Annotated in this window: 21 protein-coding genes; 12 read left to right on the top strand and 9 right to left on the bottom strand. The window is 38.4% G+C overall.

Annotated features, from left to right (window positions below):
- Positions 1–12: 12 nt before the first annotated feature.
- A complete protein-coding gene (sucD, locus tag H7U17_RS19010) occupies positions 13–894 on the bottom strand; it encodes a succinate--CoA ligase subunit alpha (protein WP_186758435.1) in 882 nt (293 codons plus the stop codon).
- A gap of 125 nt (positions 895–1,019) precedes the next feature.
- Here sucD and H7U17_RS19005 point away from each other — a divergent pair, with 125 nt between their 5' ends.
- The 5 genes from H7U17_RS19005 (at position 1,020) to H7U17_RS18985 (ending at position 8,019) form a co-directional block, all read left to right on the top strand.
- The gene (locus tag H7U17_RS19005; RefSeq protein ID WP_186758434.1) at positions 1,020–4,463 is read left to right on the top strand and encodes a sensor histidine kinase; all 3,444 of its coding nucleotides are present in this window, start codon (positions 1,020–1,022) and stop codon (positions 4,461–4,463) included.
- Between the two features lie 64 nt (positions 4,464–4,527).
- Positions 4,528–5,703, top strand: coding sequence for a hybrid sensor histidine kinase/response regulator (locus H7U17_RS19000; RefSeq protein WP_186758433.1), 1,176 nt, complete (start codon positions 4,528–4,530; stop codon positions 5,701–5,703).
- A gap of 5 nt (positions 5,704–5,708) precedes the next feature.
- Positions 5,709–6,344 (top strand): ABC transporter ATP-binding protein, encoded by a 636-nt coding sequence (locus H7U17_RS18995; RefSeq protein ID WP_186758432.1) that lies wholly within the window; start codon positions 5,709–5,711, stop codon positions 6,342–6,344.
- Positions 6,341–7,567 (top strand): ABC transporter permease, encoded by a 1,227-nt coding sequence (locus H7U17_RS18990; RefSeq protein WP_186758431.1) that lies wholly within the window; start codon positions 6,341–6,343, stop codon positions 7,565–7,567. The genes H7U17_RS18995 and H7U17_RS18990 overlap by 4 nt, the downstream gene beginning before the upstream one ends.
- 14 nt (positions 7,568–7,581) lie before the next feature.
- Positions 7,582–8,019, top strand: coding sequence for a hypothetical protein (locus H7U17_RS18985; protein WP_186758430.1), 438 nt, complete (start codon positions 7,582–7,584; stop codon positions 8,017–8,019).
- Between the two features lie 22 nt (positions 8,020–8,041).
- On the opposite strand, the gene H7U17_RS18980 is transcribed toward H7U17_RS18985, so the two are convergent.
- On the bottom strand, positions 8,042–8,863 hold the full coding sequence (locus H7U17_RS18980; RefSeq protein ID WP_186758429.1) for an aminotransferase class IV: 822 nt from the start codon (positions 8,861–8,863) through the stop codon (positions 8,042–8,044).
- A 277-nt stretch (positions 8,864–9,140) separates the two neighbouring features.
- Between H7U17_RS18980 and H7U17_RS18975 the strand changes: the two genes are divergently transcribed.
- Positions 9,141–9,560 (top strand): hypothetical protein, encoded by a 420-nt coding sequence (locus H7U17_RS18975; RefSeq protein WP_230981496.1) that lies wholly within the window; start codon positions 9,141–9,143, stop codon positions 9,558–9,560.
- A gap of 3 nt (positions 9,561–9,563) precedes the next feature.
- Here H7U17_RS18975 and H7U17_RS18970 read toward each other — a convergent pair whose 3' ends face one another.
- The 3 genes from H7U17_RS18970 to H7U17_RS18960 are packed head-to-tail and all read right to left on the bottom strand — an operon-like array spanning position 9,564 to position 11,231.
- Positions 9,564–10,010, bottom strand: a complete 447-nt coding sequence (locus H7U17_RS18970; protein WP_186758428.1) for a c-type cytochrome — start codon at positions 10,008–10,010, stop codon at positions 9,564–9,566.
- The gene (locus H7U17_RS18965; RefSeq protein WP_186758427.1) at positions 9,994–10,662 is read right to left on the bottom strand and encodes an SCO family protein; all 669 of its coding nucleotides are present in this window, start codon (positions 10,660–10,662) and stop codon (positions 9,994–9,996) included. Before H7U17_RS18965 ends, H7U17_RS18970 begins: the two co-directional genes overlap by 17 nt.
- A 32-nt stretch (positions 10,663–10,694) precedes the next feature.
- Positions 10,695–11,231, bottom strand: coding sequence for a CopD family protein (locus H7U17_RS18960; protein WP_186758426.1), 537 nt, complete (start codon positions 11,229–11,231; stop codon positions 10,695–10,697).
- A 54-nt stretch (positions 11,232–11,285) separates the two neighbouring features.
- Between H7U17_RS18960 and H7U17_RS18955 the strand changes: the two genes are divergently transcribed.
- From H7U17_RS18955 to H7U17_RS18945, 3 genes are read left to right on the top strand one after another with little or no spacing between them, the layout of a single operon-like run.
- Positions 11,286–11,690 (top strand): hypothetical protein, encoded by a 405-nt coding sequence (locus tag H7U17_RS18955; RefSeq protein WP_186758425.1) that lies wholly within the window; start codon positions 11,286–11,288, stop codon positions 11,688–11,690.
- Positions 11,691–11,719: 29 nt separating this feature from the next.
- Entirely contained in the window at positions 11,720–12,730 is a 1,011-nt protein-coding gene (gene meaB, locus H7U17_RS18950; protein ID WP_186758424.1) for a methylmalonyl Co-A mutase-associated GTPase MeaB, read from the top strand.
- A 5-nt stretch (positions 12,731–12,735) separates the two neighbouring features.
- Positions 12,736–13,515 carry a DUF3298 and DUF4163 domain-containing protein gene (locus tag H7U17_RS18945; RefSeq protein WP_186758423.1) on the top strand — a complete coding sequence of 260 codons (780 nt, stop codon included), beginning with the start codon at positions 12,736–12,738 and terminating at the stop codon, positions 13,513–13,515.
- Between the two features lie 23 nt (positions 13,516–13,538).
- On the opposite strand, the gene dnaA is transcribed toward H7U17_RS18945, so the two are convergent.
- Positions 13,539–14,969, bottom strand: coding sequence for a chromosomal replication initiator protein DnaA (dnaA, locus tag H7U17_RS18940; RefSeq protein WP_186758422.1), 1,431 nt, complete (start codon positions 14,967–14,969; stop codon positions 13,539–13,541).
- A gap of 520 nt (positions 14,970–15,489) precedes the next feature.
- Here dnaA and H7U17_RS18935 point away from each other — a divergent pair.
- Genes H7U17_RS18935 through H7U17_RS18925 form a run of 3 tightly spaced genes read left to right on the top strand, consistent with a single transcriptional unit; the run spans position 15,490 to position 20,852 of the window.
- Positions 15,490–16,863 carry a methylmalonyl-CoA mutase family protein gene (locus H7U17_RS18935; protein ID WP_186758421.1) on the top strand — a complete coding sequence of 458 codons (1,374 nt, stop codon included), beginning with the start codon at positions 15,490–15,492 and terminating at the stop codon, positions 16,861–16,863.
- The gene (gene scpA / locus H7U17_RS18930; RefSeq protein ID WP_186758420.1) at positions 16,860–18,926 is read left to right on the top strand and encodes a methylmalonyl-CoA mutase; all 2,067 of its coding nucleotides are present in this window, start codon (positions 16,860–16,862) and stop codon (positions 18,924–18,926) included. The genes H7U17_RS18935 and scpA overlap by 4 nt, the downstream gene beginning before the upstream one ends.
- Before the next feature lie 18 nt (positions 18,927–18,944).
- Complete coding sequence (locus tag H7U17_RS18925) at positions 18,945–20,852, top strand: TIGR00341 family protein (RefSeq protein WP_186758419.1); 1,908 nt, start codon at positions 18,945–18,947, stop codon at positions 20,850–20,852.
- A 54-nt stretch (positions 20,853–20,906) separates the two neighbouring features.
- On the opposite strand, the gene H7U17_RS18920 is transcribed toward H7U17_RS18925, so the two are convergent.
- The 3 genes from H7U17_RS18920 to H7U17_RS18910 form a co-directional block, all read right to left on the bottom strand.
- A complete protein-coding gene (locus H7U17_RS18920; RefSeq protein ID WP_186758418.1) occupies positions 20,907–21,227 on the bottom strand; it encodes a 2Fe-2S iron-sulfur cluster-binding protein in 321 nt (106 codons plus the stop codon).
- Between the two features lie 15 nt (positions 21,228–21,242).
- Entirely contained in the window at positions 21,243–22,247 is a 1,005-nt protein-coding gene (locus H7U17_RS18915) for an NAD(P)/FAD-dependent oxidoreductase (protein ID WP_186758417.1), read from the bottom strand.
- Between the two features lie 99 nt (positions 22,248–22,346).
- Positions 22,347–22,778 carry a MarR family winged helix-turn-helix transcriptional regulator gene (locus H7U17_RS18910; protein ID WP_186758416.1) on the bottom strand — a complete coding sequence of 144 codons (432 nt, stop codon included), beginning with the start codon at positions 22,776–22,778 and terminating at the stop codon, positions 22,347–22,349.
- Positions 22,779–22,849: the final 71 nt, after the last annotated feature.

The raw sequence follows: 22,849 nt of genomic DNA, 5'->3' as shown, positions 1-22,849 counted from the left end.
TGTTATTATGTGTTATGCCTTTACATTTAATGCTTTGGCCATTACTTCGCCAATTTCAGCAGGAGATTCGGCTACATTAATACCGTTTTCTCTCATGATTCTCATTTTGGCAGCAGCAGTATCATCGGCACCACCGATAATTGCACCGGCATGTCCCATTCTTCTACCTGGAGGTGCTGTTTGGCCAGCGATAAATCCTACAACTGGTTTTTTATTTCCATCAGCCTTGATCCATTTCGCTGCTTCAGCTTCATAGTTCCCTCCGATTTCTCCGATCATTACGATAGCGTCTGTTTCAGAATCTTCCATTAATAATTTTACAGCATCTTTAGTAGAAGTCCCAATGATAGGATCACCACCGATACCAATAGCTGTAGAGACACCTAAACCTGCCTTGGCGATTTGATCTGCAGCCTCATAGGTAAGGGTTCCTGATTTTGATACGATGCCGATACGGCCTTGTTTGAAAACAAAACCAGGCATGATGCCTACCTTTGCTTCTCCTGGAGTGATCACACCTGGACAGTTAGGACCAATCAAAGTTGCTCCTCTTTCCTTGATATATGGTTTAGCAACCATCATATCTTTAACAGGTATCCCCTCAGTAATGGCAATGATTACTTTAATACCAGCATCAGCTGCTTCCATGATAGCGTCTGCAGCAAAAGCAGGTGGGACAAAAATAATGGATGTATCTGCACCAGTCTTTTCTACGGCCTCAGCTACTGAATTGAATACTGGTTTACCTAAGTGTGTGTTTCCGCCTTTGCCTGGGGTGACACCGCCTACTAGGTTAGTGCCATACTCTATCATTTGTTGTGCATGGAATGAACCTTCCGATCCAGTAAAACCTTGCACGATTACTTTAGAATCTTTATTTACTAAAACACTCATGTGATGCTATTTTTAAAGTTCGAATACAAAAATATAAGATTAAGGCCTAGTACAAAAAGAAATGAGGAAACAATGTTAAATTTAATTCAATCGAATGAATTCTTTTTCTAATTTAGTTATTGGCTATGATGAAAAATAAGATCCTAATTCTGCTGATGTCATTGGTTTGTGGTATGGCATTTTCACAATCCTTTCAGGTTAACAAGCAAATAAAGAACCTGAAATTACCCACAGAAAATATATATGAGGTTGCTCAGGATTTTGAAGGAAGGATATGGTTTGCTACCAATAGGGGTGTTTTTTATTCGGATGGGATAAATACCTATTCGTTGCCAGAAGAGGTGAAAGAAAGTCTTGGCAATGATTTAGGTGTGAAGGTAGATGAAGATGGGCTTGTTTGGGTTTATAATCGTGCAGGGATCCCAAAAGTGTTTTATTTCGAGCAGCAGGAATGGCATAATTACGACTTACCCGCGGAAGTTCGAAATGGTAGCAGGGCCAATTATATAAAATTAACAATATTAGGGGCCAAGGCAGATAAACAACTTTTTATTTATAAGGAGGATTTGCTAGGGGTAACTTATGTCTCAGATGATGACTGGGAATATTATTTTTTTGAAACTGAAACAAGAGGGGAGTTGATGTCAGTCTATCAATATGAAGAGGGACGGTTTATTTTATATTTTAAACATGCCGCCTATTCTTTTATAAATGGAGACCTTTCCCTTATTCAGCTCAATTATGAAATGCTGCCTAGTGCCATAAGTCAAATGGCCTATAATAAGGATGAGGGCCAATATTATTTTTTGGGCAAGGATTTTTTGGCTAGGGGTGATAGTCCGTTTGAACCACAAGAAATCATATATCAAGGTTTTTCGAAATTTAATTATGCGCCTCAAAAACGCTTTGGTTTACAGGTGAAAAATGGCCAAGTATATTTTTTCTATTCCTCACAGCTATTCAAGTATAATCCCAAAAATGACGGCATTTTAGAAATCACCTCTTTTGATGCATTGAAGGCTTATTATATCAATACGGCTTTGGTAGATCGGGAAAATATCATTTGGATAGGAACACTTAGAGGAATCGTTAATCTTCCCAACCTGAGGTTTCAAAATTTTGGTTTGTTGGATGGTTTTATGGAACAAGAGGTCTCTGCTATTGAGAAATTAGGGGAGAATGCGTTCTTGTATGGGTTTAATAATGGCATTCAGTATTGGAAGGATAATGAGTTAATATATGAATCTAAAGGGGATGGAGAGCTTGGCGAACCTAAAAATAGGGTGACAAGCTTTCATAAGGATGATAGAGGGATTGTTTGGATAGCTTCTTCAGGAAGAGGTGTGGGAAGGTTTGATCCTGAAAAAAGGGAAGCGGTTTTTTATAGCAGTCCAGGAGACAGGATTGTGGCGAATATTTTTATTAATGATGAGGATTTGTACATAGTTGCAGGTTGGAAAGTATATAAATCGAATATTTATGCAAAAGGTGCTGATCTTTTTAAGCATGAAATTACCGATGCATTCTTTCAAGAACTGACAGGGAATGCTCCCTTAGGTTTGCGCAAAATCAATATGGACAAGGAGGGGCGATTTGTTCTTATGACTTTGGGCGCCGTCTATGAAGAACTACAAGTTATTGAAAGTGAGAAGCTATTGATGTTTAAAGGGTATGATTGGAGTTATTTTGAGGGAGAAATGATACTAGGTACCCCTGAAGGTTTAAAAGTACTTAGAGATGGGGAGGTAAAAGATTATACTGTAAAGGGGCAGAAAATTACGCGACCTGTTTATGCCTTACTGAATGATGAGCGGGGACATTTATGGGTAGGTACTGATCAGGGAGTGATACTCCTGAATGGAGAAAATATCAGGTTCTTTGATGCTCAAAATGGGCTCTCAGGGAATGAAATTAACAGAGGGGCATTGATATCAGGGGATGATGGTCAGGTAATGATCGGCACGCAAAATGGACTATCCATATTTATGGCTCAGGAGGATGAAAATTATGTGGCCAACCCTTTGGTTTCCGTAGGGGATATCAAAGTTTTGGGGGCAACTGATGGAGATATTAGCCTTGACAAAATCCCCTATGCCTTTAATAATGTTTCCATAGATTATAGTGCAATCAGTTTTTTAGAATTGGATAATTTCACGGTAAGCTACAAACTCTTGGGCTTGCACGATGAGTGGCAAACATCTATCAATCCGCGAACCAACGATATTCAGTTTAATAATTTGCCTCCAGGGGATTATCAGCTGGTTCTCAAAGCAAGTTTAGGTGGTCAGTTTGAGTCTGAGCAAGCTTATTCTGACAGTTTTTCAGTAGTAAAGCCTGTTTATTTGCAATTCTGGTTTATTGGTCTTTTGATGTTTTTCTTTTTGATGATTGGCTTTGGTTTGAATATGATCGTAAACCAATTCAAAGAACAGGGATTGCTTAAGAAAAGTATTGATGAGAAAAATTTAGTGATCAAAACGGCGGAAGACCAGTTTAGAAATGTGTGGGAGAGTTCTCAGGATGGTCTGGTGTTAACGCACACTGATGGGACTGTATTGGCCTTGAATCCTTCCATTGTTTCAATGGCAGGCATAAGATTGGAGGATGCCAAAAATATATTCCATGTAAAAGAGCTTTTTAAAGACAAAAGGTACTTTTATAAAAATAAGAGGGAAATTGTCCGTATTCTCAAACGGACAGATGGGGAGGGTGGAAGTTTTGAAGTGGATATTCCTTTTCACAATGGATTAAAGTCCGTTGAGCTCTTTGTTACAAGAGTTAATCCTAAGAATGAGGAACAGGAAGTAATATTGATAGTTTTTAGGGATGTTACTGACAAAAAGATATACGAGAAAGGATTAAAAGAGGCAAAAGAAAAGGCTGAAGAGGCCAATCGTGTAAAAACTAATTTCCTTTCAAGTATGAGCCATGAAATCAGGACCCCTTTAAATGGAATTCTTGGAAGTACGGAAAATATAATCATCCAAAATTCAGATAATCAGGCTTTGGTAGAGCAGCTGGAGATCATCATGCAAAGTGGGGAGCGTTTGTTGAATACGATTAATAGTATTTTGGATATGTCCAAGATTGAGGCAAATAAAATGGTGGTAGTTTATGAGGAAACCAATATAAATGATTTTCTCGCAAAAATTTTATTGCCGCTAAAAACCCTTGCTATAAAGAAAAACTTATTGCTCACAGCAAAGTTCGAGACCAAGCCTTTGGTGGTAAAAGTGGATAAGCGCTATTTTGAGATGATTGTGAACAATGTTGTGGGCAATGCCATAAAATATTCCAATGAGGGGTTGATTCAAATAAACGTGAAAAGGGAAAATAAGCACCTATGCCTGTGTGTAAAAGATATGGGGATAGGAATGAGTGAGGAATTTATAAAAAATATTTATAAGCCTTTTGAGCAGGAAAGTGGAGGGTATAACAGGAAATTTGAGGGCACAGGTTTAGGTTTGTCCATTACAAAAAGTCTTGTTGATATCCTCGGAGGAACCATTGATATTGAAAGCGTCAAGAAAGAAGGTACCACAGTTAGGGTTAAATTGCCAATCAATTAATTTATATTGTTAATATTGTGGGAAATTGACCTATTCAATTGCTTTTTGAAACAAACGAGAATCTATGCTAGCACTTAAGATTTTAATAGTAGAGGATGATAATGTTTCAGCACTTCTACTAAAAAAGGCGCTGGAAAAGAACCACCATGAAATAATCGGTATAGCTGCCACCGGTGAAGAAGCCTTAGATGTACTTGGAGAAAACGATGTGAGCTTGGTGATGATGGATATCAATCTTGGGGGGGAGCTTGACGGAATCAAAACAACGGAAATTATCAATGAGAAATATGATATTCCGGTGGTGTACCTCACTGCAAGTTCTGATGAAGAAACCTTACACAAGATTGCTGGTACCAATCCAAGTGCTTATGTCATAAAGCCTTTTAATATCCGGGAGCTCAATATGATGATTGAATTGGCTATTTTCAAGGATAAGAAGGAAAAAGAGCTTCAGAAGCTCAATAATGAACTTGAAGAAAAAGTCCGGAAGCGTACAGCAGACTTAAATGAGGCCAATAAGGAACTTAAAAAGGCACTTGAAAAGGAGCGTGAGATAGGGGAGCTAAAGTCCAGGATTGTCCAAAATGTATCCCATGGCTTCAAAACGCCTTTGACCTCTATTTTAAGTTCGGCCCAGTTGTTACAAATATATGCAGAGAAGGAGCATCCGTTGAAGCAAAAGCTGGTAAAGCATTCCAAGAAAATAGAGAATTCCGTAAGAAGTTTGAACAGCTTACTTACATCAGTGCTGTTTTTTGGAAAAGCTGATGCAAATAAAATTGATTATAAACCTTCCCGTTTTTTTACAGCAGCATTTTTCAATGAAGTATTGGATGTGGTAAAAGCCAATAATGATAATGAAGTTACTATCAGGACTTCATTTAATAATGTGCCCAAGACGGTTAAGTCAGATACCGAATTGCTTTATCAGGTTTTTGAAAATTTGCTTTCCAATGCCGTGAAGTACTCCAAGGAGAAAGGCAATGTAGATTTCAGCGTTTCTGTTGAGGATGGAATTATGTCTGCAGAAATCATTGATGATGGTATTGGTATTCCCGAGAAGGAACAGGCGCAATTATTCGAAAGGTTTTTTAGGGCGAAGAATGTAGGTATTACAGAAGGTTCAGGATTGGGGCTTTCCATAGTGAAAAAATGCGTGGATGTTTTAAAAGGTGAAATATCGGTTGAAAGTGAAGCAGGTAAGGGATCGAAATTTAATGTAAAAATTCCTATTGGATAAGTTATATGATTTTAGCTCGAGATATTTCCTTTAGTTATAAGGAGACTGAACAAATTCACATACCGGATATTGAGCTGGGGGAACATGATGAGTTATTGGTGATAGGGAAATCGGGAAGTGGTAAAACAACTTTACTTAATATTCTTGGAGGCTTATTGAAACCTCAACAAGGAACGGTGAAAATAAACCAAACTGATATTTATCAATTAAAAGGAGCCAAATTGGATAAGTTTCGAGGCGCTAATATTGGGATGGTTTTTCAGAAACCACATATTCTAGCACCACTTACTGTGGAGGAAAATTTAGCTTTGGCGCAGTTTTTTTCTGGAAAGGCGAAACAATCAAGCATTGATAAAATCCTTCACGACCTTGGTATTTCAAAGAAAAAGCAATCCAAAGTGAATGCTTTAAGTGAAGGAGAAGCACAAAGGGTTTCAATAGCGAGGGCTTTGGTAAACAATCCAAAGGTTATATTGGCTGATGAACCTACCGCAAGTTTGGATGATGAAAATGCTGAGACTGTAGTCAAGATGCTAAAGGAGCAAGCGCACAATATGGGGGCTGCTTTGATTATCGTTACACACGACCAGCGGGTAAAAGAGCATGTTGCTAATCAAATAATCATGGGAGGTCAGTTATGAACATGGTTCGATTAAGTTGGAAATACCTGGTCGCAAAGCCCATGAATACGGGGCTGAACATTTTGTTACTTGCATTGGGTTTGGCTATTATTACGGTTTTGATTCTTATTCAAGATCAATTCGAAAATCAGATGAGCAGGGATGCCAAAGGCGTCGACTTGGTAGTTGGGGCAAAAGGAAGTCCTTTGCAGCTCATCCTATCCAGCGTATACCATATTGATTTTCCTACTGGCAATATAGATTTGAAAGAAGCTAAGGGAGTTTCCCGAAACAGATTGGTAAAGAAAACTATCCCTTTGAGCTTAGGGGATAATTATGGAGGATATAGAATTGTAGGTACCAATCATGATTATTTGGATCTTTATGAAGTTTCTTTTGCTTCAGGAGGAGCTTGGGAAAAGCCTTTTGAAGTGGTACTGGGAAGTGCCGTGGCAGAGAAATTAAATCTTAAAGTGGGAGATACTTTTATGGGCTCCCATGGGATAGGAAGTAGCAGTCATGAGCATGACCATCATGATTATAGGGTGACTGGTGTTCTTGCTCCTTCGGGGAAGGTGGTGGATAAACTTATTCTAACTAGTTTGGAATCGGTTTGGTTTACCCATGGCAAGGAAGGAGAGCATGATCATGACAAAATGGAAAATGCGGTAGCTAAGAGAGGCTTTCCAGAAACAGAAGAAGATAGACAGATCACTACCCTTCTGATTCAGTATAGAAGTCCTATGGCGGCAGTGCAGCTGCCCAGGTTTATCAATAGTAGAAGCTCTTTGCAAGCGGCATCCCCAACTTTTGAGATTTCAAGATTATTTGAACTTTTGGGAGTTGGGATAAAGCTTATTAAAGGGCTGGCTTTTGTTATAATTTTTATAGCTGGTTTAGGCATCTTTATTGCACTTTATAATTCACTAAAGGAAAGAAGGTACGATTTGGCTGTAATGCGCACTATAGGAGCTTCCAAAGGGCAATTGTTTGTTCATATCGTTTTGGAAGGGATTATCTTGACAAGCTTAGGTGCGATAGTCGGGATACTCATGGGGCACCTTTTTCTATCATTTTTGGTTATGGGGCAGGAACAAGGTGCATTAAGCAATATTTCTGCTTGGATATTCCTTAAAGCAGAAGTTTGGATCCTAGTTTACGCAATTACCGTTGGGGTTTTTGCTTCCTTAATTCCTGCTTTGGGAGCTTATAAGACAGATATAGCAAAACAGTTGACTAAATAGAGAAGAATAAGAAAATGAGATTAAAGTTGAGTTTGTTAGTGGTATTGATGTTGGGCTTTTTAGGCCTTGGTCATGCCCAATCAGAAAAAAGTGTTTGGAAGGACCTTTCTGAGGTTACTTATGAAATAGGTAATGATGAATATGGGGAGTTGTATTTGCCTGTTTTCAGTGATAAGATAAAATCCCTAGAAGGGAAAGAAGTTGCTGCTGATGGTTATATTATTCCTTTTGAAGGAATGTTTAAGCCAGAGCATATTATATTGTCCTCTTTACCGATTGCAGAATGTTTTTTCTGTGGTTCTGGGGGACCTGAAACCGTGATGGAAGTGATGTTAAGTACACCAATTGAATATACCTCCAAGCGGGTAAAGGTTAAAGGGACCTTAAAACTGAACAAAAAGGATCCCGAAAAACTAATGTATATCCTAACAGATGCGGAATTAGTTTTATAAAAACAAAGAAAAAAGCGCTTTGTTAAAGGGCGCTTTTTTCTTCTAAAGACAAGAATTGTTTATAGATCTTTTTAGTGATGTCACCGGGAGTTCCAGCGCCAATATTTTTACCATCAATTTGAGTGACAGGAAGCATTCTTTTTGTCGTACTACTTATAAATACTTCGTCTGCGTCCAAGACCTCTTGTAATGAAATGTCCCGTATTTGGATAGAGGGTTCGATTTCAAGAATTCTTTTTCTAGTGATCCCTAATAAAATATTTTCCTTTGGAGTACTGAGCTTTCCATTTTTCACTATGAAAATATTGCTTCTAGAGCTTTCTGATATAATGCCATCGGAATGGTAAAGCACATCTTCTGCACCTTTTGATTTCCAGTCAGCGCTGAGGTAAACCGGTAACGCGTAATTGGTCGTTTTAATTTCTGGGATAGGCCTGATATAATCTACTGTTAATAGGTTTACTCCTTTGTTGTACTTTTCTTGGGAGGGCAATAACAATTCCTCACAGAAAATATACAAACTTCCTTTGTCAGGAGAAAAATGATTATCCGAGACTCCACCTGACAATACCATTCTTATTCCGCCTGATTTTAGATCATTTTTTTTGATGAGGTCAAGAATAACAGCTTCTAACTGTTTGATATCTAGATTTAAGTTGAGGTGGGTTTTTTCGGCTGAGCGGATAAATCTATTGAGATAGTCTTTTAAAAACAGGGGTTTGTAGTTCACAGTTCTGAAAAAATCAAATACAGCATAGCCACGGATTAAGCCAATGTCCATTGGGTGCATACTCGCCTTTTCACTATTAATTATTTGATCTACAGCAAAACAAAATGGTTTCATAGTAATGATTTAATTGGATAATTTTCTAATGCTAAAACAATAAGTACTTGATATTTATAACGGGATTCAACTGTTCCGTATTTTCTGGTAAACATGGACGAAGCATGTCTAAGACAGAAAAGTATATGAAAATCTAAAAATAGCTTTTTGGATAATGGATTACTATAAATTTGACATCTTAATTTACCAGTACTCTTGGAATGAAGAATGATTTAATTGTAGTTTTATTTCATTCTCATGATTGAATTGGGGAAATTTGGGGAAAATGATTTTAGATATGAAAATGACCAAAAGAGCAGTTTTAGTGATTATTTGTTTGGCAATTATGGTGTCTTGTGGTGGAGCGTCAGAGCAGGAAGTTTTAAAGGATGAGGTAATTAAGATTCATGATGAAGTTATGCCAAAAATGGGAGAGCTTAAGTCTGAAGAGAAAAGGTTAATTGATTTGGCTGAACAATATCATCTTGAAGACAGTGTCAATAATAACAATAAGGTAGAAGAGCTAAGAGGATTAGCCAGTCATTTAGAAAAAGCTTATGATGGAATGTTTGTTTGGATGAGACAATTTAAAGCTGATTTAAGCGAAATGGAGGAAGAAGAGGCAATTAATTATTTAAATGAACAAAAAGAGAAGGTTTCGAAGGTCAATGAAGATATCAAAAAGGCATTGGAGGCGGCCAAGAAAATAGAGGAGTAAGATTTACTCCTCTAAAAATGATTTAACTTCCTTCACTCCTATGATTTTTTCTTCCCCTGTGAAGACGGTGTAGATATATGTGGTGATTTCTGCAATTTCCAAGTTAGTCAAGGCAGGGTTTGCAGGCATTTCTTTATTGTATTCTTTTCCATTTACAATAATTTTGCCTTTAATGCCATGTTTGATCAGTCTTACTGTCCTTCCGATATCAGCTTTTAGGTAATCGGCATCTTTAAGGGGAGGGATCAATCTGCCCAGCCCGGAGCCATCTGATTGGTGACAGTTGGCACAGTGATTTTCATATAATACTTGCCCCTCTATGGCATATTGCCGGGTTTTGAGGTCTTTTATACTATTTAGTGAAAAATGGTCTTTTTTGTTTTCTTGACAGCCCCCAATAAGTAGAGATAAGAAAAATCCGGTAAAGAATAGGTTAAGCCCCTTTATCATTATTATTCAGAATTTTTGGAATATCCTTTATTAATTTATCGACCTGATCCCCTTTGGTGCCGTCATATACCCCTCTAATATGACCTTCTTGGTCAATTAAGATAAAAGCTCCACTGTGTAAAAAACCTCCAGGTTCATTTTTGTCTTCCATGGCTGTTGCCAAATAGCTGGTTTGGCCGATTTCAAAAATTCTTTCTTGATCTCCGGTGAGAAAATGCCAAGTGCGGGCATCCTCTATACCTAATCTTTCGGCATAATCTTTTAGCACTTCTACAGTGTCATAAGTGGGGTCTATAGAGTGGCTTAAAATTTTGAAGTTGGGATTGTCTTTGAATTTTTCATAGACCCTAAGCATTTGGGATTTCATTACAGGACAAATGGTCGGGCACGAGGTGAAGAAAAAATCAGCGACATATACTTTACCTTTGACTTCCTCATTGGTGATGGTATTGCCTTGTTGGTCGGTAAATGAAAAAGGAGCAATGGTATGATAAACTGTATCAGCAATTGTTTTGCCATTGGCATTCTTTTCCTCCGTGTACTTGTGTCCCAAAAAAGGTAATTGCTCATTATTATCTGTTTTCGAAGTACAGTTCCAAATAAATAATATAGATGCAAGTAAGGTGAATATGGTGAGATTGTGTCTGAACATTTTTTTTGTTAATCTACAATTTAAAATATTGATTAGTTCCTTTCACGAGATCTTTTGTAAAGCTTGATGCCCAGCATCAGCAAAGCGCTCAATAGTAGCAATCCTATGATCCCCCAAAGCATGTTTATTAGGCTTTTCATGACGATTAAGAAGACTACAGCGAAGAGGATGATTGTGGCTACCTCATTCCAGATTCTTAGCTGCGTAGAGGTCCACTTGGCGTTTCCTTTTTGAAGGTCTTTATAAATTCTATGGCAAATAAAATGATAAACATATAGGAAAAAAACGAAGCCAAGTTTGGCCTGCATAAAGCCCAATTCTAAATAACCCCAACGGTAATAAAGCGTCCAAAAACCAAAAATCAGGGTTAAAATGGCAGAAGGCCAAGTAATACCTAGCCAAAGCCTTTTAGCCATTAAGTCCAATTGAGGTCTAAGAAATTTTTGTTCTTCTGTTGGCCTCTCAAGGGTTTCAACTTGATAAATAAATAGTCTGACGATGTAAAATAAGCCTGCAAACCATGTGACAATAAAGATTATATGCAGTGCTTTGATATATTCAAACCCCATATTCGAATTTTTCCCCTAAATTAATGTTTTAAGAGAGAAGAACCTTAGATTATAATGAAAACTAAAAAAGTGTTTTACTTGATCTTGCTTGTAGTTTTTGGCTTATTGACCTGGATACTGGCAGATACTTTTACGCAACCAAGTATAAAGGATTTAAAGATGGATTTTAAAGAGATCAGTAAATATAGGAACCCTAATAATACTGGTCCCATAAAAAGGGTATATGTAGTTACAGTGTCTGACACCTTATGGCAAGAGATGGAAACGTATGGTAAGATGATGCCTCATACTAAATATGGTAATACGAAAGTTTATTTCTTTTCTGATAAAGAGGGATATCCCCAAAAAGTGGTAGGTACTGAACCTTATTTTGATTTTAAATATAATGATGATTGCCTTGGAAAATTTGAGAAAAAGGCGATGGGGGAAGAAGGTTTTATCAGGTATCCGTTTCAATAATTTAAGTTTCAAAAAGTAAGCACACTTTTATGTCAAATTCCAATCGAAACAGATTGAATTTATCAGCGTATGAGCAAGGGCTGCTGGCACAAGATACGCTTATTCTAAGCAGGGCTATTACCTTATTGGAAAGTAAATTGGAGTCGGATCAATTACTGGGCGATCAACTGCTAGATAGGGTTATGAAATACACTGGTAATTCTATTAGAATAGGTGTTACAGGTGCTGGAGGGGTAGGGAAAAGTACTTTCATAGAGTATTTTGGGCAATTGCTTGTGAAGAAAGGGAAGCGGCTGGCTGTGCTCACCATAGATCCAAGTAGTCAAAAATCAAGGGGGAGTATTTTAGGTGATAAGACCCGGATGGAGTCACTTTCAAAAGACCAAAATGTATTTATTAGGCCATCCCCAAATGCACAAAGCTTAGGTGGTGTTGGAATGAGGACAAGGGAGAGTATTTTGCTCTGTGAGGCCGCAGGTTATGATGTGGTGCTTGTCGAAACGGTGGGGGTGGGACAGTCCGAGTTTATCGTGAATGAAATGGTAGATTTCTTTTTACTTTTGGTACAACCTGATTCTGGAGATGAGTTACAAGGAATCAAACGTGGAATCATGGAAATGGCAGATGCGATTGTTATGACAAAAGTGGATGGAGGTCTAGAGTCCAAAGCTGAAGAAACTAAAATTGCTTTGCAAAATGCCAGTCAACTTTTGGGTGTAAGGGGAGATGGATGGATACCGAAAGTCTTGCTTTGTTCTTCCAAGAATAAGAGAGGATTGGAGGAAATATGGCAGCTGATAAGGGATTTTGAACAAAAAATGAAGGCTTCTGGCTATTTCAATGAAAATCGAATTCATCAGCGAGAATATTGGTTTTATGCCTATGTGCAGCAAATATTAGAAGCTAGATTTTATCAAAACAAGGATGTTAAGAACAAAATACAAGATATTTTACCTGCTATTAAAGAAGGGGATTTTTCACCGCAATCTATGGCAAGAAATTTGGTAAATGATTTTTTAAACCAAATAGTTAGAGACTAGAAAAAATGAGATTAAAAACTGTTCAATGGCCTTTCCTGTTAAGCGGGTTTATTTTGTTGGCCTGTAATTCTTCAAAACAGGAAGCGACTGTGGATCCATTATCATATGAAATTGAAGAATTTGAGAAATCAATCTGTCTTGACGGAGAAGCGTCCTGTGCGGAAGTGAAAATGAATTATCCAATATTCAGTGGAGGAGAGGATACATTGAGGGTATTGCTGAATATCCATGTTCTTGAGCAATTGAAGATGTATTTAGACTGGGGCGAAAAAGACAGTGACTTGCCTTCATTGGATGATATGGCAAATGATATTTTGGAGGAGTACAATTCTTTTAAAAAGGATTTTCCAGAGTCCAGTCAGTCTTGGTTTACCGAAACCGAAGCTATGGTAGAATTGATGGGCAGTGATTTGGTTTCAATTAAATTTTTCAACAGTTCATATACAGGAGGAGCTCACCCCAATTACGTGAGTCAATACATGAATTTTGATGTGGAAGCGCTGTCCCTGCTAAAAAATGAAGATATTGTTTTGGATGAAGAGAAATTGATGGAACTGGCCGAACAGGCTTTTCGAAAATATCATGAGGTGAAAGAGGGGATAAGCCTTGAGGAAGACGGCAGGTTTTTCCTAGAGAAAGGAGCGTTTTTCCTTCCAGCTGCCATGGGCTATGAAGGGGAGGAATTTGTTTTGCTTTATAATACTTATGAAATCGCTCCTTACTCTATGGGACAAACAGAACTGAGGCTACCTTTAGCGAATTTGAATGGGGTGGTTAAGCAATAAAAAAAGGGGCAGCGCCCCTTTTTTTAGTATGATCTCATTTTGAATTTTTTCCTTTGTTCATTGATAGCATTCTTAAATGCCGTGTCCGTCTCAATGAGGTCGTTGACTGTTTGTACAGCGTGAATGACAGTACTGTGGTCTCTTCCTCCAAAATGGTAACCTATGGATTTCAATGAATGATTGGTAAACTCCTTGGAGAAATACATGGCCACTTGTCTTGCAACTACAATTTCCTTTTTCCGCGTTTTGGCCTTTAAATCATCCAGTTTTATTCCGTAATAATCGGATACAGTTTTTTGGATAAAGTCTATACCCACTTCTGTTTCAATGTCTTTTACAATATTCTTCATGATGGTCTTGGCCAAACCAAGATCAATTTCTACCCTATTTAGGGAAGCATGGGCGATCAATGAAATTAGTACTCCCTCAAGTTCTCGAATATTGGTGTCTACGGTGTAGGCCAAATATTCAATGACATCATCAGGAATATAAATTCCCTCAGTTTGCATTTTTCTTTTGATAATGGCTACCCTGGTTTCAAAATCAGGCATATGCAAATCTGCTGTCAGCCCCCATTTAAACCTGGACAACAACCTTTCTTCCAAGCCTTTTAGGTCCTTAGGAGGACAGTCGGAAGTCATGATGATTTGCTTCTTGTTTTGGTGGAGGTGATTGAAAATGTGGAAGAACATTTCTTGAGTTCTGTCCTTTCCTGCCAAAAATTGAATATCATCAATAATCAGCACATCCACCTGCATATAGAAATTAGTAAAGCTTTTCATATTTCCATCTTTAATGGAATCCATGAATTGATTTACAAACTTTTCGGAGGATACATAGAGGACAAACTTTTCTTCTGGGCCATTTTTTATTTCATTTCCAATGGCTTGAATCAAGTGGGTTTTTCCCAGTCCCACTCCACCATAAATCATCAAGGGGTTAAAGGAAGTTACTCCCGGTTTGGTAGCTACAGCATAACCAGCAGACCTTGCCAAACGATTACAGTCTCCTTCTATATAAGAGTTGAAGCTGTAATTTGGGTTTAGGTTGGATTGTAAGAGCGCATTACTGTCCAAAGACTTCATATCAAAAGGACTTCTGCTCTGCTCTTTTTCCAGTTTTTCAGCGGCTTTCTTTTTGTTAGGGCTGATATTTCCTTGAGGATAGCTGACTACATAAGGCTGATTTTGTGAATTGCCTCTATCTACAACTACAGCATATTCAAGTTTCCCATTTGGACCAAGAACATTCTTAATAGCTAGTTTTAGTACTTGAACATAGTTGTCCTCAAGCCATTCATAAAAAAATTGGCTAGGTACTTGAATGGTAAGTATTGAACTGTCCAATCTCACCGGGTTTATCGGTTTAAACCAGGTGGAAAAACTTTGGTCATTTACGTGATCTTCAATGACACGCAAACACTCGTCCCATACTGCTTTGGCCTCTGAACTCATTTAAAATTGGTTACAAGAAAGAATTAAAGATGCTCCACTTCACCCTTGAAGGGCAACAAATTTGCGGAAAATAAATCTAAATTAAAAATCAAAATTTGCTTGACTTAACTGCTGTTTAGTATTAAGGTCATGTTGATTATTATTAGTTTTTGGTTTATGAATATAATAAAATAACCCCATGAATAGATAGGGATATGTTTTGAAAGGCTAAAATATTTTAGCTGTAATCAACTTGGTTGAGACCACCGTAGTAGGTGTGTGTTGGCATTGGTCTTTTCTGATCGAAAAGTAGGATAGTTGGCGGCTTCCAATTTGGAATATACAAAAAAAATAATTGAATTAGAACAAATAAATGTAAAGTAAACAATACTTGATAAGTCCTTCGGTAAAGCTGGTATTTTAAGTACAAAATCTTATTTTTAATGAAATGATATTTCATAATATTCTATAGGTAAATATTTTCTTGTTTTGGAAATAGCATATAGAGGGTGATGTATCATGATACATAATAGACCCGGATATGATAGACCTATCTTTTTATGGATTTCCTTATTCAAATAAAAAAGAATGGATAGCTCAGGCCTTAAAGGAAACAGGGCTTAAGTCAGCAAATGATTTATTTACTTTTGATGAGATTGAGGGAATTTCTATTCCTACATTTTTTGCCAGGGCAGAGAATTTAGCCCAGTACCATGTTTGGGCAGGGATACCTAGGATTTCTGGCGGTGCTTGGGAGAATATAAGCAGTTTCGATTTAGATCATGAAACTCAAAATGATCTCAAACAAACACTGGCATTGGGAATTGATGGGCTGGTTTTACAATGGTCAGGGGAGGGAGATCTAAGACAAAAACTGGAAGGATTAGACACCGAATACCTTAGCCTCTGGTTGGTTCCAAAAAAGGATGGGATGGCTGTTTTGAAGTCTTTTTTGGACTGGGCAAATGACCGACCAAAAGAAAAGATTAAGGGTGGCTTTTTATGGGATCCCATTACCCAAATGCTTGATGATGGAGCTGAAAATCAAGGACTGAGAGTACAGATAGAAGAAATTCATCAATTGACTAAAGAATACTCTCATTTTCGGGGAATTTGTGTAGACATAGGTGTCTATTTGGATAGTGGGGGTAATGCTGTTCAACAATTGTCCTATGGAATATTGGGATTGTCAGAAGTGCTTAAAATTCTTTCCAGTAAGGAGGGCGTTTTTGAAAATTTAACGGTTAAGACAGGTGTTGGAGGAGACTATTTTCTGAATATAGCCAAGCTAAAACTTATTAGGGTATTAGCTGATCAGGTGGCAGGATTATTTGATAATAGTTTTGCGGCTGATAAATTAAAAATCTTTTCCAAAACTTCTTTATGGTCCAAATCCCATAAGGATAAATATGGCAATTTGGTTCGTAGTACCGTCGAAAGTCTTATGGCACTAAATGGGGATAGCGACATATTGTTTGTTAGTAAGAATGATTTGTCACATGCCTTTCCTGATATTTCTTCCAAGCGACAAGCTGCCAATATTTCCAATCTGTTGAAATTGGAATCTCATCTGTCTTTTAGCAAGGATTCATTTTCAGGAGCTTTTTATTTGAATTTTTTAATGGACAGACTATTTGATATGGTAAGAGATAAGTTAATTGAGCTAGAGGAAAATGGTGGCTGGTTGGCATGCTTCAATTCTGGGTTGATACAAAAAGAAATTAGGGTGACCAGAAATTTGCAAGTGGAAGCATTGAAGGATAAAAGTCAATTGATGGTTGGTGTAAATGCCTATGAGGATCAAGTTTTCCCTGATGCAGTTGATAATTGGAAGCACTGGAGAGAGTCAGAATTACAATTAAGAGGCATCCCAAAAAGCGTTTTGTTTGATAAACTTAATCCCAATTCCAAATGAAACTTGATTTCCGTCGGTTAAAAAAAGAATTTTCAAACCAAACTTCAAGGCCTGGAGATACATCCGAAATGCCTGCTCATTCTGGATATGTCTCAGGGATTCCTCCTTTTTTGAAGGGACCATATAGTACCATGTATTTTACAAGGCCTTGGACGATCCGGCAATATGCTGGGTTTTCAACAGCAGAGGCTTCCAACGAATTTTACAGGAAAAACTTAGCAGCGGGGCAGAAAGGTTTGTCAGTTGCATTTGATTTGGCTACCCATCGAGGTTATGATTCTGATCACCCAAGAGTACAGGGAGATGTGGGCATGGCAGGAGTAGCGGTTGATTCAGTATTGGATATGAAGCGCTTGTTTGATCAAATTCCTCTGGATAGGATGTCAGTTTCGATGACCATGAATGGAGCGGTTATTCCTATCATGGCTTTCTATATTGTGGCTGCTGAAGAACAAGGAGTAAAGCCAGAAAAGCTAAAGGGGACTATTCAGAATGATATATTGAAAGAATTCATGGTGAGGAACACTTATATTTATCCTCCTAAGCCTTCCATGAAAATTGTGGCAGATATCTTTGAATATACCGCCAAATACATGCCCCAATTTAATTCCATTTCTATCTCTGGTTATCATATGCATGAGGCAGGAGCCACTGCTGAGTTAGAACTCGCCTATACTTTAACAGATGGTTTGGAATATATTAGGACTGGTCTTTCCAAAGGTTTAAAGATAGATGAGTTTGCTCCTAGGTTATCCTTTTTTTGGGGCATTGGCATGGATCACTATAGAGAGATAGCTAAGTTGAGAGCAGGACGACTATTATGGGCTAAGTTGATGAAGGAATTTAAGCCCAAGAATCCAAAATCCCTTATGTTACGTGCCCATTGCCAAACCTCCGGTTGGTCATTGACTGAACAGGATCCCATGAATAATATCGCTAGGACGACCATCGAAGCGATGTCTGCCATATTGGGACAAACGCAATCATTACATACGAATGCCTTTGATGAGGCGATTTCCCTGCCTTCAGTATTTTCTGCAAGTGTTGCTAGGAATACTCAATTGATATTAAAGGAGGAGGTAGGCTTAACAAGGGTAGTGGACCCTTTAGGAGGAAGTTTGTATTTAGAGCAGCTTACTGAAGAATTGGTTGAAAAGGCTTGGGAGCATATAGAGGAAGTTGAAAAAGTAGGAGGGATGGCAGAGGCCCTGCAATCAGGTATTCCCAAAATGAGAATAGAGGAAGCAGCTACTAGGAAACAGGCAAGGATTGACAATGGCTCTGAAGCCATAGTTGGGGTCAATAGATTTAAAACTGGACAAGATGAGAATTTTGATATATTGGAGGTGGACAATTCGGAGGTAATAAAGAAGCAATTGGCCCGCTTGAATACTTTGAAATCAGAAAGGAATCCAGAAGAGGTATGGCAGGCACTGAGTGATATTACTCAGTCAGCAAATAATGGAAAGGGGAATTTATTGGAGCTAGCCATCATTGCTGCCCGAAAAAGAGCTACATTAGGAGAGATATCAATGGCCATGGAAAAGGCATTTGGAAGACATAAAGCAGTGAATAAAACACTTTCAGGAGTTTATTCTAGGGAAGCAGCTCAGGATAATCTGTTTAAGGAAGCACAGTCTCTGGCGGATGAATTTGAAAGCATAGAAGGTCGAAGGCCAAGAATATTAATCGCTAAGATGGGGCAAGATGGCCATGATCGGGGAGCAAAAATAATAGGGACGGGCTTTGCTGATATTGGTTTTGATGTAGATATTGGACCTTTATTTGAAACCCCAGAGGAGGTAGCGCGGCATGCTGCAGAAAATGATGTTCACCTGGTAGGGGTATCATCCTTGGCTGGTGGACATAAAGTTTTGGTGCCAGCATTAATTGGTGCCTTGAAGGATCTTGGTAGGGGGGATATTGCCGTTGTAGCGGGAGGTGTGATCCCCAAAAAAGATTATGATTTTTTAACTGATGCAGGAGTGATGGATGTTTTTGGGCCTGGTACAGTGCTGCCCGCTGCTGCTATAAAAATACTCAAACGATTGATTGGATCTTGATACTTTGAAATAGGGAATATGAAGGGCATTACCTTATTGTATGCGGATGAATCTATTAAAGAGGTAGAGGAAAATATACTCCTTCAGTTAACGGATGCCCTTAAAATTGCTGTTCCTTTTAGTCGGTTGGAAGGTTTGGATTTAAGCGAAGAGGATTTCGTTTTGTGTTATTTGTCAGATGAACAGTTGAAGGAGTTCTTGCCAATTGCAGAAGGACAGGGTTGGGGGATTGGTTTCTTGCCACATCCAGAAATGATTTATGGACGTCAGGGCTTGGGTGTGGGGAAAAGTATAGATAAATCCCTGGCTCATGTGTTGGAGGCGGAAAAGCTTAAGTCTTTTGATTTACTTACTGTCAATGGTCAAATCGTATTTGACTCGGTGTCTTTAGGGGATTCCATGGGGTTAATGTACGGGCAAGCAGAAAGTACTTGGCTAAAGCAATTTTCTGGAAGGCTAAAGAGTTTTTTTGGACTTTTTAAAAGGGTGAAGTTGCATCCTTTTACACTTTCTATCCCTAAGGGAAGTGACGAGAATGAAAATGAAAATCCTAATCAGGAGGAGATTAATACTGCTGCTCTGGGGATGGTTATGGTGTCCCATGGGAAAAGTACCTTGCTTTCAAGAAGGGTGCTGGAGGATAGCTTTGTTAATGATGGTATGCTGCATGCATTGATATTGGCACCGCAAAGCATTATTGGCTTGGTAAGCTTTGGGATAAATGGATTGTTGAGTAGGAAGGTACAGACTTCATTGCCCCCTTTTACTGCACATATTAGGACTTCAAGATTGTTTGTGAAGAGCGAGGAGCCTATCAATATGAGCATTGATGGTAAGCAGGAAAGTGCTCATGAGGTAGAATTAAAGATTCTGTCGAAAGCTTTAAAAATCGTCCCCGGAAGATTTTTGGAGACTGAGGAGGAGGCCAATAACAGGGAGTTTTTTAAAACCCAGGTGCTTCCTAGAGGAGAGCTCAGGGATGAGTTATTGAGTGGACCCTTACCTTATATTTATCATGCGACCACAGAGGAGTTCAAAGATTTGTTCAGTCTCTTAAGGGAGAATTCTAGACCTAAGTCTACTTTTTTAGTGCTCATGGTGCTGTCGACCATCATTGCGACTTTTGGTTTATTTGCCAATTCTTCTCCAGTCATTATTGGAGCCATGGTGCTAGCACCGCTGATGTCTCCAATTATATCATTGAGTATGGGCGTGCTGAGGCAGGACAGGAAATTAGCTTTTAACAGTCTTAAAACCTTAGGGCTAGGTTTGCTTTTAGGATATCTTTTCGCGGTTATCTTGACCTGGTTAACTCCTTTAAACGCCCTAAATGGTGAAATTACTGCCAGAATAAGGCCTAATCTATTGGACCTTGGTGTTGCGGCGGCTTCGGGTGCTGCTGGAGCTTATGCTCATTCAAAAAAGGAAATAGCCAAAACCCTGGCAGGAGTAGCCATTGCAGTTGCTTTGGTTCCTCCTATGGCTGTTTCAGGAATTGGATTGGGCTGGGCAGACTGGGCTGTATTTTCTGGTTCATTATTGCTCTTAATAACCAATTTGGCCGGTATGGTGTTGTCAGCGGCTTTTACTTTTTTGCTTTTGGGTTTTAGTCCTTTTCATCTAGCAAAAAAGGGGCTTGTATGGTCTTTGATCTTGGTGTTTTTTGTAAGCGCTCCTTTAACTTTTGGTTTTAGTAATTTGGTCCGTGAAAATAAATTGCTTCAGGAATTAAGTGGGTATACCGTAAAAGGAGGGATAACATTGCGGAATGTGGAAGTCAGGAGTTTGAGTCCGATTATTATTTCTATCAAGGCCGTTTCCGATAGGGATCTATCTGAGGAAGATTTTAAAGAGATTAAAAAGGAAATTGAAGAAATGATCGGTGAGGAGGTGGTTCTTGAAGTCACCGTTGGGTTAAAAATATAGAAGGTTGGCAAAACAAATTACCAACCTTCCTATCATTGTATTACACAGGAAATTTTAATTTTCTTCTCCTCTTAGTTTGAAAATTGCACCTTCAAGCTCTTCACTAATTCTGATTTGACAAGCTAAGCGACTTGTGGGGAATAATTCAGGGAGGGTTTCCAATTGGTCAAGTTCTACATCAGTAGCATCTCCTAATCCATCTTTACCATCCAAAACTTCCACATGGCAAGTAGCACAAAGTGCCATACCTCCACAGGTTGCCAATACAGGGTATTCGGAAGCTTTAAGTACTTCCATTAGGCTTAAGCCCATATCTCCTGGGGCTTCTATTGATTGACGGTTTCCGTCGTGATCTTCTACTTCAAATGTTACCATAACGCAAAAGTATAATTAAAATGCATTAACACCATTAACGGTAGTGTATTTAAAGCTTAATTTTTGATCTGGATAAACATATTTGAAGGCACTGTGACACATCAAGGCAGCTTCATGGAAACCACAAAGGATCAATTTAAGCTTGTTTTCATAGGTGTTGATATCACCCACTGCATAAATTCTATCTACATTGGTAGAATAGTCAGTGGTATCCACCTCAATGGCGTTTTTATCAATATTTAATCCCCAGTCTGCTATTGGTCCAAGCTTAGGGCTTAAGCCGAATAATGGGATCAGATAATCAGTATCTACTATAATTTCTTCTTTGGCCTTGTTTTTCATGGTGACACTTTGAAGGTGTCCATTCCCTGAAATTTTAGTCAAATTAGAGCTAAGGATCAAGTCAATTTTTCCATTATTGGCAAGGTCAAATACCTTGGCTGCAGAATCAGGTGCTCCTCTAAAAGTCTCATTTCTGTGCACCAAAGTTACTTTTTCAGCAACATCTGCCAAGAAGATGGTCCAATCAAGAGCAGAGTCACCACCACCCGCTAGAATCACTTTTTTATCTCTGAATTGCTCAGGGTCTTTCACCATATAAGTGATACCTTTTCCTTCAAAGTTTTCAAGGTTTTCCAGAACTGGTTTTCTAGGCTCGAAACATCCAAGGCCACCAGCAATAACGATTACCTGTGCATGGATTTTTGTTTTGTCACTAGTGGTCAATACAAAAGAACCATCGTCCTGCTTGGTCAAATGATCCACTCTTTCCCCAAGGGTAAAAGTTGGGTCAAAAGGTTCAATTTGTTTCATTAGGTTGTCCACCAACTCCTGAGCTTTAACTTCAGGATAACCAGGAATGTCATAAATAGGTTTTTGCGGATATATCTCTGAGAGCTGTCCACCTACCTGAGGTAATGCGTCGACCAGGTGACAACGCATTTTTAGCAAGCCTGCTTCAAATACTGTGAATAATCCTACTGGTCCGGCTCCGATGATGCAAATGTCAGTTGTTATCATGGTATGAATTAATATTTACTTGCATGCTGCAAGGTGAATTGTCCGATTTTTCGTGCAAATATAAATAGGAAATCAGCCAATTCCATGAGTTATTTAAAACTATTCTAAATTGGTGTATATCGTATTGAGAATTCTTTTGAATTCCTCAAAATCATTCTCGTTTAATTTTTCCCAAGCCTTTTCCCTGATCAATGAGATTTTTGGCTTGAGCTCCTCCACTTTTTCCTGTCCTTCCTTGGTGAGTACTATTTGGAAACTCCTTCTGTCGGCAGGATTTGGGCGCCTTTCTGTATATCCTTTTTTACAAAGGATGTCAATAATTCTAGTTAAAGTTGGTTGATCCTTGAAGACCAAACTAGCCAATTCCGTTTGACTTAAGGACTCATGGTCTGCAAGTCGCTTGAGTATGAGCCATTGGTCAACCGTTACGTCAAAATCACCACTTTTAAATTTTTGCTGAGCATATTGTTTTACCCGTCTGGCTGTTCTGTCCAGCAAAAATGAATATTGACTAAATTGTTCTTTTGTCATCGCAATTATTAGTATGACAAATATAATGGAAAAATGTTTTAGGAAAAACAAAACCCTATAAAAAAGATAGG

Source organism: Echinicola salinicaeni, assembly GCF_014280965.1.
GTDB lineage: Bacteria > Bacteroidota > Bacteroidia > Cytophagales > Cyclobacteriaceae > Echinicola > Echinicola salinicaeni.
Note: the sequence above shows the minus strand (reverse complement) of the source record. Positions and strands in the feature narration are given on the sequence as shown.